Origin of the sequence: Aminivibrio pyruvatiphilus, assembly GCF_004366815.1 — a bacterium.
Taxonomy (GTDB): domain Bacteria; phylum Synergistota; class Synergistia; order Synergistales; family Aminobacteriaceae; genus Aminivibrio; species Aminivibrio pyruvatiphilus.
This window is the reverse complement of sequence record NZ_SORI01000001.1, coordinates 371,376-387,122: the sequence shown is the minus strand read 5'-3', so window position 1 is coordinate 387,122 and position 15,747 is coordinate 371,376. Positions and strand designations below refer to the sequence as shown.

The 15,747-nt window shown below is 62.0% G+C and carries 16 protein-coding genes; 1 reads left to right on the top strand and 15 read right to left on the bottom strand.

Features of this window, described 5'->3' with window-relative positions; all coding sequences use genetic code 11:
* Positions 1-100: 100 nt before the first annotated feature.
* Genes C8D99_RS01745 through queD form a run of 9 tightly spaced genes read right to left on the bottom strand, consistent with a single transcriptional unit; the run spans position 101 to position 7,262 of the window.
* The gene (locus C8D99_RS01745) at positions 101-574 is read right to left on the bottom strand and encodes a regulatory protein RecX (protein ID WP_133955695.1); all 474 of its coding nucleotides are present in this window, start codon (positions 572-574) and stop codon (positions 101-103) included.
* Positions 558-2,636 (bottom strand): ATP-dependent DNA helicase RecG, encoded by a 2,079-nt coding sequence (gene recG / locus C8D99_RS01740; protein ID WP_133955693.1) that lies wholly within the window; start codon positions 2,634-2,636, stop codon positions 558-560. Before recG ends, C8D99_RS01745 begins: the two co-directional genes overlap by 17 nt.
* Positions 2,633-3,115 carry a DivIVA domain-containing protein gene (locus C8D99_RS01735; RefSeq protein ID WP_133955691.1) on the bottom strand — a complete coding sequence of 161 codons (483 nt, stop codon included), beginning with the start codon at positions 3,113-3,115 and terminating at the stop codon, positions 2,633-2,635. Before C8D99_RS01735 ends, recG begins: the two co-directional genes overlap by 4 nt.
* Positions 3,108-3,494: a cell division protein SepF gene (gene sepF / locus C8D99_RS01730; protein WP_133955689.1), complete on the bottom strand. Its 387-nt coding sequence runs from the start codon at positions 3,492-3,494 to the stop codon at positions 3,108-3,110. The genes C8D99_RS01735 and sepF overlap by 8 nt, the downstream gene beginning before the upstream one ends.
* A 17-nt stretch (positions 3,495-3,511) precedes the next feature.
* Positions 3,512-4,207 (bottom strand): YggS family pyridoxal phosphate-dependent enzyme, encoded by a 696-nt coding sequence (locus C8D99_RS01725; protein ID WP_133955687.1) that lies wholly within the window; start codon positions 4,205-4,207, stop codon positions 3,512-3,514.
* Positions 4,201-5,130: an efflux RND transporter periplasmic adaptor subunit gene (locus tag C8D99_RS01720; RefSeq protein WP_133955685.1), complete on the bottom strand. Its 930-nt coding sequence runs from the start codon at positions 5,128-5,130 to the stop codon at positions 4,201-4,203. Before C8D99_RS01720 ends, C8D99_RS01725 begins: the two co-directional genes overlap by 7 nt.
* Positions 5,127-6,098 carry an NAD(P)-dependent oxidoreductase gene (locus C8D99_RS01715; protein ID WP_133955683.1) on the bottom strand — a complete coding sequence of 324 codons (972 nt, stop codon included), beginning with the start codon at positions 6,096-6,098 and terminating at the stop codon, positions 5,127-5,129. Before C8D99_RS01715 ends, C8D99_RS01720 begins: the two co-directional genes overlap by 4 nt.
* Positions 6,095-6,898: a GTP cyclohydrolase FolE2 gene (gene folE2 / locus C8D99_RS01710; RefSeq protein WP_133955681.1), complete on the bottom strand. Its 804-nt coding sequence runs from the start codon at positions 6,896-6,898 to the stop codon at positions 6,095-6,097. The genes C8D99_RS01715 and folE2 overlap by 4 nt, the downstream gene beginning before the upstream one ends.
* Positions 6,891-7,262 carry a 6-carboxytetrahydropterin synthase QueD gene (gene queD, locus C8D99_RS01705; RefSeq protein WP_133955679.1) on the bottom strand — a complete coding sequence of 124 codons (372 nt, stop codon included), beginning with the start codon at positions 7,260-7,262 and terminating at the stop codon, positions 6,891-6,893. Before queD ends, folE2 begins: the two co-directional genes overlap by 8 nt.
* Positions 7,263-7,634: 372 nt before the next feature.
* Between queD and C8D99_RS01700 the strand changes: the two genes are divergently transcribed.
* The gene (locus C8D99_RS01700; protein ID WP_274542656.1) at positions 7,635-9,746 is read left to right on the top strand and encodes a glutamine synthetase III family protein; all 2,112 of its coding nucleotides are present in this window, start codon (positions 7,635-7,637) and stop codon (positions 9,744-9,746) included.
* A 54-nt stretch (positions 9,747-9,800) separates the two neighbouring features.
* On the opposite strand, the gene C8D99_RS01695 is transcribed toward C8D99_RS01700, so the two are convergent.
* From C8D99_RS01695 to rpsR, 6 genes are all read right to left on the bottom strand, one after another.
* Positions 9,801-11,570 carry an O-antigen ligase family protein gene (locus C8D99_RS01695; RefSeq protein ID WP_133955678.1) on the bottom strand — a complete coding sequence of 590 codons (1,770 nt, stop codon included), beginning with the start codon at positions 11,568-11,570 and terminating at the stop codon, positions 9,801-9,803.
* Between the two features lie 6 nt (positions 11,571-11,576).
* A complete protein-coding gene (locus C8D99_RS01690) occupies positions 11,577-12,440 on the bottom strand; it encodes a ParB/RepB/Spo0J family partition protein (RefSeq protein ID WP_208321033.1) in 864 nt (287 codons plus the stop codon).
* Between the two features lie 120 nt (positions 12,441-12,560).
* Positions 12,561-13,916: a replicative DNA helicase gene (gene dnaB / locus C8D99_RS01685; protein WP_243833799.1), complete on the bottom strand. Its 1,356-nt coding sequence runs from the start codon at positions 13,914-13,916 to the stop codon at positions 12,561-12,563.
* Positions 13,913-14,359 (bottom strand): 50S ribosomal protein L9, encoded by a 447-nt coding sequence (rplI, locus tag C8D99_RS01680; RefSeq protein WP_133955672.1) that lies wholly within the window; start codon positions 14,357-14,359, stop codon positions 13,913-13,915. Before rplI ends, dnaB begins: the two co-directional genes overlap by 4 nt.
* Positions 14,356-15,333 (bottom strand): YybS family protein, encoded by a 978-nt coding sequence (locus C8D99_RS01675; protein ID WP_133955670.1) that lies wholly within the window; start codon positions 15,331-15,333, stop codon positions 14,356-14,358. Before C8D99_RS01675 ends, rplI begins: the two co-directional genes overlap by 4 nt.
* 117 nt (positions 15,334-15,450) lie before the next feature.
* Positions 15,451-15,735 carry a 30S ribosomal protein S18 gene (gene rpsR / locus C8D99_RS01670; protein ID WP_133955668.1) on the bottom strand — a complete coding sequence of 95 codons (285 nt, stop codon included), beginning with the start codon at positions 15,733-15,735 and terminating at the stop codon, positions 15,451-15,453.
* Positions 15,736-15,747: the final 12 nt, after the last annotated feature.

Genomic DNA, 15,747 nt, shown 5'->3' with positions numbered 1-15,747 from the left:
ATTCATGGTGCTGTAATCACTCCTCAATTTTATTTTCAAGGTACTGGTAAGGGGGAAAACAGAAGTCTCCCGTTTTCCGTGCTTCGTACTATTTTACAGGTCAGCCTTCACCCTCACAAGCCCTTTCCGTTACCTTTCTGCAGACGGAGAAGGAAAAACCGCGCCGGAGAAGGCGCCCGATGATCTTCTCCGCCTCCAGCCCCCTTGAAGCCAGTTCCTCCGCAAGGGCTTTCGCCCTTGCCTCCTCGTCAATGTCCTCGAGGGCCTCGCGGATGAAGGAGGAGGATACGCCTCTCCTCCTCAGTTCGTCCCTCAGGCGGATGGGTCCCCAGTCCGGGCGGGAATCGGCGAACAGGACGGCATAGGCCCTGTCGTCGATGAAGCCCCCCTCCTCGAAGCGGAGGATGAGCCCGTCGGCTTCTTCAGGGGACGCTCCCCGGGCTGCGAGCTTTTCCCTGACCTTCGCAGCGGGAAGTATCCCCCTGGAGAGGAGGTTCAGAAGATACCGTTCCAGGTCGGCGGAGCCGGCCGTTTTCTCCCCTGCCGGGAGATCCCTGTCACGCCGTTTCCACAAGGTTCAGCGACCTCCCCAGAGTGGTGTACAGCCGGTCCTTCAGCTCCGGGCACGACAGGAGTCCCGGGTCCTTCGCCACGAGGCTGAAGGCTTCCCTTCTCGCGGTTTCAAGAATATCCCTGTCCCTGATCAGGTCCGCCACGCGGAAGTCCGTGACTCCCGACTGTCGGACGCCGCACACTTCCCCGGGCCCCCTGAGCCGGAGGTCCGCCTCGGCGATGGCGAATCCGTCGGAGGTGGCGCAGAACGCCCCGATCCGTTCCCTCGCCTCCTGCGAGGAGGGGGAGCATATCAGGAAGCACCAGGATTCACCGGTTCCCCGCCCCACCCTTCCCCGAAGCTGGTGGAGCTGGGACAGGCCGAACCGGACGGCATCCTCCACCACCATGATGGTGGCCTCGGGCACGTCCACTCCCACCTCCACGACGGTGGTTGATACGAGGAGGGAAATGTCCCCCCGCTGGAAGCCGTCCATGACATTTTCCTTCTCACCGTTGGGAAGGCGGCCGTGGAGCAGACCGGCCCCCAGGGGCGAAAAACGCTCCCGGAGCTCGGCGAACCGTGCCTCAGCCGCCGCCAGATCAAGGGTTTCGCTTTCCTCAATGAGGGGGCAGATCCAGTAGACCCGTTCACCGGCTTTCATCCGTTCCCCGAGGAAGGAGAGGAGTCCCGGGATCTTCTTCGGAGGGACCGCCCTGGTCTCCACGGGTTTCCTTCCCGGTGGCAGCTCGTTGATGACGGAGACGGCAAGGTCGCCGTAGACCGTAAGGGTAAGCGTCCGGGGAATGGGGGTGGCCGTCATGACGAGGACATGGGGGCTCTCGCCCTTGGACCGGAAGGCATGCTTCTGCAGGACGCCGAACCGGTGCTGCTCGTCCACGATGGCAATGCCCATCCTGGCAAAGGCCGTTTTTTCGGAGAGCAGGGCGTGGGTCCCTATGGCCACGGAAATTTCTCCCGATTCCAGGCCTTTTTGGATTTCAGCTTTCTCCCTGGCCGGGAGGGAGCCGGTGAGGAGGGCGCATCTGCCGCCGAGGGCTTCGATCATGGGGGCGAGGCGGAGGTAGTGCTGCCGGGCGAGGATTTCCGTGGGGGCGAGAAATGCCCCCTGGCATCCTCCGTCCATGGCCGCCAGAAGGCCCAGGAGGGCCACCACCGTCTTGCCCGAGCCCACGTCCCCCTGGAGCAGGCGGTTCATGGGTACGACCCGCGCCATGTCGGCGAAGATGTCCTCCACCGCTTTTTTCTGCCCGTCCGTGAGGGTGAAGGGAAGCCTGTTTTCGAGGCATTCCGCCACAAGCCTCCCGGGAGGGAGGGAGGGAGCCGGAGAAGCCGTGTCCCCGGCAAGGCTGCGGCGAACGGCCAGTCCCGTCTGGAGGAGGAAGAATTCATCGAAGGCAAGCCGGTTCCGGGCGGCCTTCCATTTCTCCCGGGATTCGGGATAGTGAAGCTGCCGGACCGATTCTGCCACGCCGGGCAGTCGGAGCCGGGAACGGAGGTCGTCGGGAAGGAATTCCCCGAGGGAGGGAAGGAAATCTTCCAGGGCCGAGCCGGTCATTCTCCGCAGGGCCTTCTGGGAGAGCCCTGCGGTGGTGGGGTAGACGGGAACGATGGCGAGGGATTTTTCTTCGTCCCCGTCTTCGTCCAGGATCTCGAAGTCGGGGTTCGTGAGCTGGACCGCCCCCCCCCGTACGTCGACCCGGCCGAAGAAAAGGACCCGTACTCCCGGAAGGAGCACCTTTTCAAGACCCACCCTGTTGAACCACACGGCCCTGGCCATGGTCATGCCGTCGGAGATGAGGGCGGTGATGACGGAAAGTCCTTTCCGGGCAGTTTTCCGCCGTTCGAAGGCCGCCACCCGCGCTGCCACCGACACGGTCTCGCCGCCACGGAGGGACGAAAGGGGGGCGAGGTTCCGCCTGTCCTCGTACCGGGCAGGAAAGAGGAAGAGGAGATCCCCGGCGGAGCGGATCCCGAGCCGTGCAAGCAGCGCCTCCCGGGCGGGGCCCACTCCCTTCACAAACCGGACGGGGTCGGAAAGACTGCGGACAGGAGCGTTCACCTCGCTGACTCTTCCTCCTCGGCGAAGGATTCTTCCTCGCCGTCGGAGAGGGCGGCGAACCGTGAGAGCAGGGCCCTGAATTCCGCCTTGAACTCCTGCTTCATCTGCCGGAGACGCTGGAGTTCCCTCCGTTCCCTGTCCTTCGCCGCCGAGGCGTCAAGAACGACCTGCTCGGCCTTCAGCCGTGCCTCGCTGATCAGGGTTTCCGCCTGCCTGCTCGCAGCCTCTTCCTTGGCCTCCGCGCTTTTCTGGGCCATGAGAAGCGTTCCCTGGAGGGTCTCCTTGAGGTTCTCGTATTCCCGGATCTGTTCTTCAAGCCTGTCGATGCGGCGCTCGAGCTCCGCGCACCGGAGGGAGTATTCCTGGATATCTTCCGCCACCCGGTCGAGGAATTCGTCCACCTCGCTGACCGCGTAGCCCCGCATTGCCCTGGAAAAATACTTGCTTTCGATGTCCCGGGCGGTCAAAAGATCAGGCACCGTTTTCGTCCTCCCATTCCTCTATCATGGTTTTTCTCGGCGAAGCGAGAAAAATTCCTCCCGCTACCCTGAGCACCGTCCCCCTGTTCGCGAAGGCGACCCCGCAGAGAAAGTCAAGGAGGCTCTGGCCGGGTTCACGCTCCATCCCCCGCAGGTCCACGAGGAGCATTTTACCCTTTCTGAGGGCCTCCGCGAGTTCTTCCTTTCTGTCCGGCCCGGACGGGCCCCGGAGGATGATGAGGTCCGCCTCTCCCGCAGCGGGGCGGATCACCCGCTCCTCCCGCTCCTCCAGGTCCGGGCGAAGATCCTCTTCCCCGTCGTCATCGTACTCTCCGCCGGGATCCACCAGTCCCAGGAGCGCCATCAGCCTTTCAAGCATTCCTCCACCCCCGTCTTTCACCGGCGCGCACCGAATATGGACGAACCGACACGCACCATGGTGCTTCCTTCCTGCACCGCCCAGAAGAAATCGCCGCTCATTCCCATGGAAAGTTCCGGAAGAGCCAGCCCCGTGCTGCCGCGCGCAGAATCGCAGATGGTCCGGAGAAGGGCGAAGGCCCTCCGCACATCCGTTTCTCCCCCGGTGAGGGGCCCGATGGTCATGAAGCCTTCCGGACGGAGAGAAGGACAGTTCCGGAGAATATGGTGAAGCAGGGCTTCCGCTTCCCCCGGGGCAACCCCGTGCTTGGAGGCTTCACCGGACGTGTTCACCTCGAGAAGCACGGGAAGGATTCTGCCTTCCTCCGCGGCGATCCTCGAGAGGGCGGCGGCCAGTTCCGGGGAGTCCACCGAGTCCACTGTGGAGGCAACGGAAAGAGCCTTCCGGACTTTGTTCCGCTGGAGGTGGCCGATGAGCCGCCACTGCGGTTCGACGCCCCCTGGCCAGAGGGCCCGCTTCTCCAGCAGTTCCTGGACCCTGTTCTCCCCCACGGCCGTCACGCCGCAGCGTACCGCTTCCGCCACATCCTCCACCGGACGTGTCTTCGTCACGGCAACGAGAAGAATCTCCTCCTCCCGCCTGCCGCACAGGGCAGCGGCCTTTCGAATGTCGTCCCGGACCGATTCCAGGTTGTCCCGAATAGAAGTTACCATAAACGGATTTTCCCTTCCTTTCCGTTCTGGGCATGGAGCACCACGATATTTCCGGGCCTCAGTCCCTCTGTGATGAAAAATCTGCCGCCCTCCACCGGAATTCCCCGGACTGCCTGGAAATGGACCATATTTCCGTCCACCAGGAGCACCCCAAGCCGCCCCTCCCGGAAAAGCACCGCCGATTCCGGGACGGAGACCCCGCTTCGCTCTCCCGCTTCGAGAAGAAGGCCCATCTCCCTGGAAGCCGTCGCGGAGGCGGGGAAGAACGGGAGCGTCAGGTAGAGCTTCACTTTCGAATCAAGAAACCGGGCGACCCGGACTTCAGCCTTCGCCGCCCACTCCGTTTCCTTCGTCTTCACCCGGACGAATCCCGCCCTGATGTCCCGCTCAAGGGACGGCGTCACGTCCGCGTAGAGGATGCAGCGAAGATCCTGGGGCTGGGAAATGAGCTTCCCCACCGGCCGTCCTTTCTCCACGAAGGTCCCTGGTCCTATGAACTGCGCCGGAGGAGCGGACGGCAGGGGAGCCATGCCGTTCCAGAAGGCGGCGTAGGTCCACTCTCCTTCGGCGCCGTCAAGGGCGGGAACGAAATACCCCGTTTTCTCCGCCTTGACCGCCATCTTTCCGGAGGGCGCGCTGACCACCGCGAGGGTCTCCCCCTTCGCCACCCTTCTCGGGCCGGGGGCAGGGAAGGCCACCGCGCCGCTCCACCGGGAGGAAACCACTTCCTCCCGCCAGAGAAGCACCGCCCGGGCGGGGATCCTGTCGGAATGGGTGTAGGGAACGGCGGATACCACCTCCGGATTCAGGGACTCCCTGCGTTCCCACCATAGAAAATAGATGTACACCACTCCGACGGCGATGACAAGGATCAGAAAAAAATACAGGAATCTCCGGAACAGGGCGGACAGGGTTTCTTTCAAGACTTCTTCCGCCCCGTCCCGCTTTCGTTGAGACACGACATGGGTCTCTTTCCCTCCGCAAGGAGCGCCGCATTGCCTGCAATGAACCTGAGGACTCCCTCGAGGGAGGCGTCGTTCACACCGCCGATGTGGGGGGTCACCACCACCTTCGGATGGGCGAGGAAAGGATCGTCCGTCCGGTGGGGCTCCTCCCAGAGGACATCGAGCCCGGCGCCGGCGATCCATTCCTCCTCCAGGGCACGTTCCAGGGCTTGCCGGCTCACTATGCCGCCCCTGGCCACGTTGATGAAGAAGGCATCCCTGTCCATGGCCCGAAAAAGGGGCTCGCCCACGATATTTTCCGTCTCCGGGGTGAGGGCAAGGGCCGTCACGACGAATTTCGCCCCCTTCACCGCCTTTTCGGCATCGGTGAGAGTAACGAAGGTATCGATTCCCCAGCGGGCATGGTCCGCCGGAAGGGTGCGGTTAACCCCGGTCACCTTCATACCGAAAGCCTTCATCCTCACCGTGATGGACCGTCCCACGTTGCCGAGGCCTATGACGCAGGCCTTTTTCCCCCACAGGGCCATTCCCGGAGGAGTGTAGACCTTTCCTTCGAGAAGCTTCTCCCTGGCACGGAAAAATCGTTTGGCCAGAATCAGCATGTGGAGGAACGCCACCTCGGCGACTCCCTCGGCGTTCCCCGTTCCGATGGAGGGAACATTGCAGGCGAAGATTCCCCTGCGGGAACAGGCGTCGAGGTCGATCCCCTCGGCCCCGGCCCCCCACTGCTGGACGAGCTTCAGGGCGGGGGCCCGGGAGAGAAGGGCATCGTCCACCGTCACGGGCCTGACGACGAGCATTTCCGCATCCCCCAGGGCTCCCCGGTCGTCCGCAGGATCGGCGACGAGAATGTCATGACCTGAGAAGGCACCGTCAAGGGAGTCCTTCAGGCGGAAAAATTCCTTTCCCCAAAACACAACCTTCATTTCCGTTCCTCCCGTTTTTTCCCCTTTCCTTCCTTGTCCCTTTCAAGGGACGCGAAGGCGTCGTGATTGTGTATGCTTTCGCTGCTGGCGACCCGGATGCTGTACCAGGTGATCCTGTCCTCGGCCTCCAGGTCCACCGCCACGTCCCGCAGAACGTCCTCCACGAAGCGGGGGGTGTTGTAGGCCTGTTCCGTGACGAATTTTTCGTCCTCCCGCTTCAATAAAGTATACACCGGAGCGGACGCATTTCTCTCGGCAATGTCAACCAGTTCTTCGATCCACACGAGCCCGTTCATCCGGGCGGCGATGGTCACGAAGGCCCGCTGGTTGTGGGCCCCGGCCTCGGAGATCTCCCGGGAGCAGGGGCACAGGGTCTGGACCGGGACGGTGACTGAGGTCACCAGGTCGAAGAAGTCCTCTCCCTTGACGGCCGTAAAGGAAACGTCGTACCTGGTGAAGCTGCTCAGCCCCGAGACGGGGGCATTTCTCGATATGAAATAGGGGAAGGAAAAGACGATCTCCGCGCACTCGGCGGAAAGGACCGTCCGGAGATCCTCGGCAATCTGCTCCATGTGAGGCAGGGTCACCTTCCCCTGGAACTCGTGGAGCACCTCGATGAACCGGCTCATGTGGGTGCCCCGGTATTCGTGGGGAAGAGAGACGGACATGGAGACGGAAGCCACGGTGTGCTGGATGTTCTCTTTCTGGTCCAGGACCACGATGGGGTATGACACGCCGCCGACCCCCACCCTGTCGATGGGAATCCGGCGGGAGTCCCGTTCGCTCTGCACGTCACGCATGGTCCATGTCCTCGGCTGTGAGCACCGCGCAGCTCGTGGCGGTCTCCCAGACCTCCACTTCCCAGAGCCTGCAGTTCGGGCGGCGAAGGGGTTCCGCCACCTGCTCCCAGACCCACCGGGCGATGTACTCCGCCGTGGGCTGGGGAAGAATGTCGTTCAGGTAGGCATGATCGAGCCTGGAGATGACCCTCTCCTTCACAAGGGAGGAAACCTCGCAGAAATCAGCGATCATTCCCTCCCTGTCGGGCGAGCCCTTCAGTACCACTGCCAGCCTGTATGTATGTCCATGAAGCCGCTCGCACTTTCCGTGATATTCCACCAGGTTGTGGGCGGCGTCGAAGATGAATTCCTTCCGGAGCAGCATGGGGAATCCCCGCCTTTCGAGAAAAATGGTCGCCGGTGCAGGCCGGCCCGGAGTACAGGGGCAAGAATCATTCCATGATTGATTTTACACCATATCCCCGGAAGAGGAACGGCTTTCGCCTCCCGGGCGCTGCCGGAAGCCTTCCGGGCGTGCACAGGGGCCTCTTCGGCGGCCCCGGAGTTTTTTCTCTTTTTCCATGGACTGCATTTTAGACAAACACCTGCTTAGAATCTATCGCTTTGCCTCAAAAACAACCTTCCATGTTTTTTATGCAGTACATTTCGGTTTTTCTCTTGACTAATGTCCGGAGTCAGTGCTATAAAGTGGCATCGTTTTTATTTTGCGGGAACAGCCGGAAGGAGTTGAACCGAAGTGGAATTCGACAAGGCACGGGAAATTTTCGGAATGTACGTTTTCGACAGGCGGGCAATGAAGGAGAGACTTCCCCAGCATATTTTCGAGGCGCTCATGGCCTCCATCGAAGGAGGACAGAAGCTCGACTCGGCCATGGCGGACATGGTGGCTGCGGCCATGAAGGAATGGGCCCTCTCGAAGGGGGCCACCCACTGGACCCACTGGTTCCACCCCCGGACGGAAATGACCGCCGAAAAGCACATGTCCTTCATGTCCAAGGATGAAAGCGGGATGCCCATCGAGTCCTTCAAGGGAAAAGAACTCATCCAGAGCGAGCCCGACGCTTCCTCCCTTCCCTCGGGCGGCATCCGGTCCACTTTCGAGGCCCGGGGCTACAGCGCCTGGGACCCTTCGAGCCCGGCCTTCATCATGATGAGCAAGAAAGGCGGAACCCTCTGCATCCCCTCGGTGTTCATCTCCTATGACGGCACCCCCCTGGACCTCAAAACCCCTCTCCTCAAAGCGGTGGATGCCGTGGAAACCCGCTCCATGCGTCTCCTCAAGCTCTTCGGCAACAGGGGAATCAAGTGGGCCCACGTGACCGTCGGGGCAGAACAGGAGTATTTCCTCGTGGACAGCGCCGTGGCAAAAAACCGTCTTGACATCCGGTACTGCGGCAGGACCATCCTGGGCTGTCCCCCTCCCAAGGGACAGCAGATGGAGGACCATTATTTCGGCTCCATCCCCGCCAGGGTCCTCTCGTTCATGGAGGACGTGGAGCGTGATCTGTACCGGCTGGGCGTGGTCATTACCACCCGGCACAACGAGGTGGCCCCGTGCCAGTTCGAGTTCGCCCCCCAGTTCGCCGACGCCAACCTCGCCTGCGACCAGAACCAGCAGATCATGGACGTGATGCGGAAAATGGCCAGGCGCCACGACTTCCAGCTTCTGCTCCACGAGAAGCCCTTCGCAGGGCTCAACGGCAGCGGGAAGCACGTGAACTTCTCCATCATGGACAGCGAAGGCAGGAACCTCCTGAAACCGTCGTCCAACCATAGAAAGAACATCCAGTTCCTGACGTTTCTGAGCGCCCTGCTCCTCGGCGTCTCAAAGTTCCACAGCCTGCTCCGGGCCGCCATCGCCTCACCGGGAAACATGCACAGGCTCGGCGGGAACGAGGCTCCACCGGCCATCATGAGCGCCTACCTCGGCTCCACCCTGACCGGCATTCTCGAGGCCGTGGAAAAAGGGCTTCCCGACGACATGCCCGCCCAGGCCCTCATCGACCTTGGAATGAACAAACTCCCCTCGGTCATGGCGGACAACTCGGACCGGAACCGCACGGCTCCCCTGGCCTTCACGGGCAACAAGTTCGAGTTCCGGGCCCCCGGCGCCCCCCAGTCCATCGCAGGCCCCCTGACCATGATGCTCGCGGCGTGGGCCTGGGGACTGGAAACGGTGGGAGACATGATCGAGAGCAGGGTGGGAGAAGTGGATGCCCTTGACGCCGCCCTCGAGGCCATCAAGTTCGCCGCCGCCGAGAGCAGGGCCTTCCGCTTCGAGGGGAACGCCTACAGCCCCCAGTGGCATGAGGAGGCAAAGAAGCGGGGTCTTACCATCGTCAATTCCACACCGGAGGCGCTGGCCCTCTTCCTCCTGCCGGAGAACAGGGAGCTGCTCTCGAAGCTTCACATCATGACCGACAGGGAAGTGATCGCCTACTACGAGATCCGGCTCGAACAGTACATCAAAACTGTAGAGATCGAGATGGGCGTCCTCCGCACCATGATCTGGGAGGGAATCCTTCCTGCTCTGTCGAAGCAGATCCTTCTGGAAAGCTCCGCCCTGTCGGCCCTGCCGGAAGACGCCAGGAAGGAGGCCTGCTCCTGGAGCGCCTGCATCGGCAGGCTGGGCTCCCTCAAAACGTCCCTTATCTCCGCCTCGGAGAAACTGGAAGCCCTCAGGGAGAAGATGCACGCCCTGGACACGGAGGAGCGTGCCGCTGCCATCACGGAAGAGGGTCTCCCTCTCTATGCCCAGATCCGTCAGATCTGCGACACCGCGGAATCCCTCGTGGCCGGGGATATCTGGCCCTACCCCACCTACACGAAACTGCTCTCCATTTCCTGAACCGGACGACAAAGAGCGCGGGGCAGAAGCCCCGCGCTCTTTGTTTGTATTCTTCTATTTTTCCGCCGGCAGCCCCGACACGGGCCCCCCGTAGGACGAAAACTCGTCGTAGAGCGGAACGTTTTCCAGCCTCCTGCTCCACTCCTTCAGGTAATTGAGCTCCCGGACGTGGGGCTGCTTGCCGAAATACGCCATGAGGCCGTTCAACCCCTCGGAGACAATTTCGGGATCTTTCCGCTCCTGTCCAAGGGAGACGAGGAAATAGGCCCGCTCCTTCTCCGCGAGATCCCGGACCATGGGCGCGGAAAGTGCCCTGGAGATATACTGTTCACGCAGGGCCGGATCATCTGCGTCCGATGCGAGGCGGAGCATCCGGTCACCCCGGACCCCGGAACCGAAATACACGAGACCGATAAAGCAGACTGCCGCCGTCACCCCGCCGATGAGACGGCCGCCTTTCCGGAAGTCCTCCGGGGGCGGGGCGTCGAAAAGGGGCAGGAGCATCTCCCGATTGGCCGCGGCAAAGGCGAGAGAGAGCCAGAGGACGTTCTCAATGCGGTGGAAGGGCCGGGTCCACAGGGCGTTGAAGAGGAAAAGGGCGACCATGGCGCTCCCCCAGTACGCTTCCGGAGAATATTTCTTCTTCCTGAGAAAGGCGGAAAAGGCGGAAACCGCCCACCACCCCCAGAGGAACACCATGAGCAGTCCGCCGGCGGTGCCCGTTTCGGCGAACCACTGCAGAAATTCATTATGGGCCCAGTGGGTGTACTGCCATTTCATCCCGGGCCACCGCTTCAGCATCTCCCTCTGGGCGTCCAGGTAATGCCACTTGTACTGCCCGAGCCCCACCCCTCTCAGGGGACGCTCAGTGTACATGGTCCAGGATGTGGCCCAGATGCTGTCCCGGTTGGCGATGGAGAGGGGTTTTTCCAGCATGTCCTCCATCTTGTACATCAACACACCCCACCGCCCCTCGTTGAGGACCAGGTTGAGACCCGCCACGGCGCAGAAGAGGGCGGCCACGGCGAGGACGTGTCGCAGGTTCTTCCTGCCGAGGTTCCTGAGGTAGTAGCAGGAAAGCACGGCAAAACCAGTGACGAGGGCGAGAATCCCGGAGCGGCTGGTGGTGGAGATCAGGCCCCAGAAGGTCACGGCGAGGAGAAACATGAGAAGGGTACGGGCAATCCTTCCGATTTTTTCAGAGGAAAAGAACAGGAATGCGCCGTTCAGGCCGCCGAGGGCGAGCCAGAGGGCGAACATGTTCTGCTGTCCCGTGTTGGCGATGTAATGACCGGGGGTGGGAAGAATGAAGAACGGGAGGTTGAGTGTCTCCCGTACCTGGAGTTCGGCGAAGACGACGCTCACGGCGCAGTTTACGAGGCATCCCCAGAAAAGAGCTCTGAGCAGCCCGCTTCCGGCAAGCCGTGACGCAAGCACATACACGAGCCAGAGGGAAGCGAAGAAAAACCATTCCTGGAAAAAGGTTTCGGGAGAGCGGAGTCCCGACCAGAAAGGCTGGGCCGTCACGTAGAGAAGCAACAGTAGCCAGATGACGGCGAAACCGTCAATGGTGAAAGCTGTGCGGACCGTGCCGCGGACGGTGACCGACAGCCCGGCCAGGAGACCGCAGAGCGCCACGGGGACCAGGGCGACCGCCCATTTCATGAGATGGAGGGTGGAATAGAAGTAGGGGCCGGAAAAGACGAGGTTCGGGAGCACGAGGGAGATAAAGAGCAAAAGGGGAAAAATTCCCGCCGGCAGGAGGAGCGAGCCCGGTTCTTCCGAAGTGGAAAGGCTGTATCCGCTTTCCAGCGTCTCATTCATTCTGCGTCATTCCTCCGTCTCCCCGAGATCTCCCTTGAGTTCCACCACGAGCTCCACCACGAGCTCCCGCTGGGCGAGTTCCTTCACCTTCCAGACCACGGGTATTCCTTTTTTCCTGTTCTGTTCGACCAGGGCGGCCACGTCCCGGAGGATCTCACCCGTCGGGCCGTCGGGCCCCGCGAAGGAAAGGGGGTTCTTTTTCAGCCTTTTCTTCCCCGGCTTCGACGGCTCCGGGGCGCGATCCTTTACCCGCTGCTCCACTTCGCTGGCGGCCATGTTCTCCGCTGCGGCTTCCGCGGCGAGGGCGACCTGGTCTTCCGGGGGAAGGGAGAGCAGCGCCCGGGCCTGCCGTTCGCCGAGTTTTCCCTCCATGACAAGGCGCTGCACCGGTTCCTCGAGCCGAAGGAGACGGAGCTTGTTCGCCACGGAGGACTGGGAACGGCCCAGCTTTCCTGCGAGTTCCGTCTGGGTCCATCCGGATCGCTCCATGATGGCCTGAAGGCTGGCGGCTTCCTCCACCGCAGAGAGGTTGCTCCTGTGGATGTTTTCCACAAGGGCCAGGATCTGCTGTTCCCCCGGGTCGGCCTCGGTGACTATGGCCGGTATGGTGGAAAGGCCGGCCTTCTTTGCCGCCCGGAGCCTCCGTTCGCCCACCACGAGTTCGTAACCGGATTCCACGGCGAGAACCACCACGGGCTGGATGATTCCTACCTGGGAAATGGAGGCCGCGAGATCGTCCAGGTCGCCCTCGTCGAAATGCCGGCGGGGCTGGGTCGGGTTTGGGCTGATCAGGTCCACCGGTATTTCAGTGAGCCGCCTGGCCTGCCCATCCTCCGGAAGATTCTTTCCGGCGTCTTTTTCCTTTCCCATGTCATTCCTCAAAAAATTCAAGACTCCCGCCATGTCGTTCCTCCGGTTTCCAAAGCTTGGGCGAAGAAAAAGGCTTCACACGCATTCTACTCTACTGTGCGCCGACCAATCAAGGGAAAATCAATAGGAACGGTCGGCATTCACGAACCGGGTGTATTCCCTGAGGAAGACGAGGGAGATCTCCCCTGTGGGGCCGTTCCTGTGCTTGGCCAGGTTGATGAACGCCCTGTTGTCGTCTTCCTCCCCCGGGGCGCCCGCCTCGTAGTAGCCGGGGCGGTACAGCAGCATGACCGTGTCGGCGTCCTGCTCGATGGCTCCGCTGTCCCGGAGGTCGGAGAGCTGGGGCTTCTTTTCCGTCCGCTGCTCCACAGCCCTGGAAAGCTGGGACAGGGCGATGACGGGAACTTCCAGTTCCCGGGCCACCCCCTTCAGTCCCCGGGAAATTTCCGCCACTTCCTGCTGCTTGTTCTCGATGCGCCTTGAGGAGTTCATGAGCTGCAGGTAGTCCACCACCACGAGCCCGAGGTCCTTGTGCCTGGACTTGAATCGGCGGCACCGGGCCCGGAGCTCCAGGGTGGAGAGCATGGAGCTGTCGTCAATGTAGACGGGGGCCTCGGCAAGCCTTCCGGCCGCTTCGGCCAGGGTCTCCCAGGAAGACTTGGGAAAGGAGCCGTTCCGGAGGTCGTGGATGTTGATCCTGGCCTCTGCGCCGAGCATCCGCTGGACGAGCTGCTCCGCACCCATTTCCAGGCTGAAGATGAGCACAGGGCGCTTCATTCCCTGGCCGCCGAACTGGGCGATGTTGATGGCGAAGGCCGTTTTTCCCATGGAGGGACGGGCGGCCACGATGTTCAGGCTTCCCGGCTGGAACCCGCCCATGAGCCTGTCGAGTTCGTAGAATCCCGAATTGAAGCCCGTCACGTCCTGGTCTGAACGGTTGTACTGCTCCTCGATCTGGAGGAAGGTTTTGCCGAGGACCTCGCCGATGTGCCGGAAGTTGGTGGTGTTCCTCTTCTGGGCGATCTCGAACACCGCCCGCTCGGCTTCCTCGAGGACCTCGTCCACGTCCAGCTCCTCGGAATAGCCGAGCTTGACGATGGTGTTCCCCGCGGAGATGAGCCGCCTGTGGATAGCCTTGTCCCGGACGATGCCCGCATGGTATTCCACGTTTGCGGTGGTGGGGACGCTGTCCACCAGGGAAGCGACGAAGGGCTGCCCTCCGAGGCGCTCCCCTTTTCCCTGCCGGGCGAGTTCTTCGAGAAATGTCAGGGGGTCCACCGGCTTGTCCCTCTGGGCCATCTCGTAGATGATCTCGTAGGCGGCCCGGTGGTTCAGGTCGTAAAAGTCCTCCGGCTGGAGAACTTCAAGGACAATATTGAGCGCCTCCCGGTCCATGAGACATGCGCCGAGAGCTGCGCGCTCCGCCTCGGGGGAGACGGGGGGCGTTCTGTCCCACGACGGGAGGGCGGCCATCATTCGCTCTCGACGGTGAGGGTCATCTCCGCCTCGACGCCGGGATGGAGGCGGACGGTGAAGGTATAGTTCCCCGTCTGCTTCACCGTGTCGGGCATCCTGATATCCCGCTTGTCCACGGACGCGGAATGCTGGGCCGCCAGGTTCTCCGCCACCGCCGCAGCGGTAACGCTGCCGAAGAGCTTGCCTGTCTCGCCGGTGCTCGCCCGGATCCGGACGACCTTTCCGGAGAGCCGCTTCTGGAGCTCCCGGGCCTCGTTCTTCAGCTTCTCGTCCTTTTTCTTCTTCGCGGACTGCCGCTCCTGCCACTCTTTCAGACGCTCCGGCGTGGCTTCCTCTGCAAGCCCCTTCGGGAAGAGAAAGTTCCTGGCGTAGCCGTCAGAAGTCTCGATCAGCTCGCCGGCGGCGCCTATCTTGTTTACGTCCTTCTTCAAAATAACCTTCATCGTTCATCATTCCTCCTGAAACGGGTTCGGAAATCAAGCCACATATCCGCTATGCCGACCATGACGGTGGCGGTGGAAAGCATGGGCACGAGAACCGCCATTATTATAGCAACGGTCCTGAAGAAACGGCCCGCCCCCCGGTGGGGGCTGTCCCCTCCGCCGAGGTAATACCAGTAGAGGGAGAGTCCCTGGAAGAGAAACAGAAAGTTCACGAGCATCCTGACGTTGGTGCCGATGCGCATCGCCAGGTTCCATTCCCCCTCACGGGCCCCGAAGACGGAAAGAAGCACCGATACCAGAAGGGCGCCGAAGACGCTCTTCGGAAATCTCCACCTCGAGAAGGGAGGCAGGGGGGGAAGGGAGGTTCCGCTGATCCGCTTCAGGACAAAACCGCTCACCGTGTAGCTGAGATAGCAGTCCAGGGCCGCAGCCATGCTGAGAATGGTGGGAAAAATCACCGGAAGCACCCCTATGGCCTGGGAAAACTGATCCCGGACCGCAGACAGGGATTCCCGGGACATTCCGGCCGATTCGTAGAAGCCGAAGATCCTGTCCACCATGGCCTGCATTTCCGGCCCGTCGAGCTGGAAGGGGTTGATGCCCGTCACCCGCGCGGCGATGACCATGAGAAGAAGCTTGCTTCCCAGGGAGAGGAGGATGCCGAAGAGCATCACCTCCACGCCGCTGGAGCACCGCCTGGCCAGGAATCCGAGACCGATGCCCAGGACGCCGAACCCGAGAAGAAAGAAGAGGGACGAAAGAGGACCGAGAAAAACGGCGGTGAGCAGGGTGCCGATGGCCAGTCCGAGAGCGGCCTTTTTCAGGTCATGGCGCAGGCCGAGTATCACGAGGGGTGCGGGGGCGAGCAGGGAGAACGCCGCCCCGACGAAGGGGAGAAAATGGGCCGCCAGGAAGAGGATCACGGCAAGGCCCGCAAGGAGGGACGATTCCACCAGGCTTCGTGTGGGGGTCACCTTTTGGCCTCCTTTCACATCGCCCTGAAGCCGGAAGGCCGGTTCGGGGAACATAAAAATTTCGGAGGAGAAGCTGGGCTCCTCCCCCGAAAAAGAACGTCGTTGCGCTGCGAAGCCTTACTCCACGGAGAAGGGGAGAAGGGCCATGTATCTTGCCCGCTTGATCGCCTCCGTAAGCTGGCGCTGGTGCTTCGCGCAGTTTCCGGTCACGCGGCGGGGCATGATCTTTCCCCGTTCGCTGACGTACTTGCGGAGCTTTTCAACATCTTTGTAATCCACGTGCTCTATTTTGTCCACGCAGAAGAAACATACCTTCGGCCGGCGCTTTCCGCCTCTCCGGCCGCCGCGGCCTCCGGGGCCGCCGGGTCCTCTGCCTTCGCCTCTGCCTTCATTCACAGCCATTGTGCACTGCCC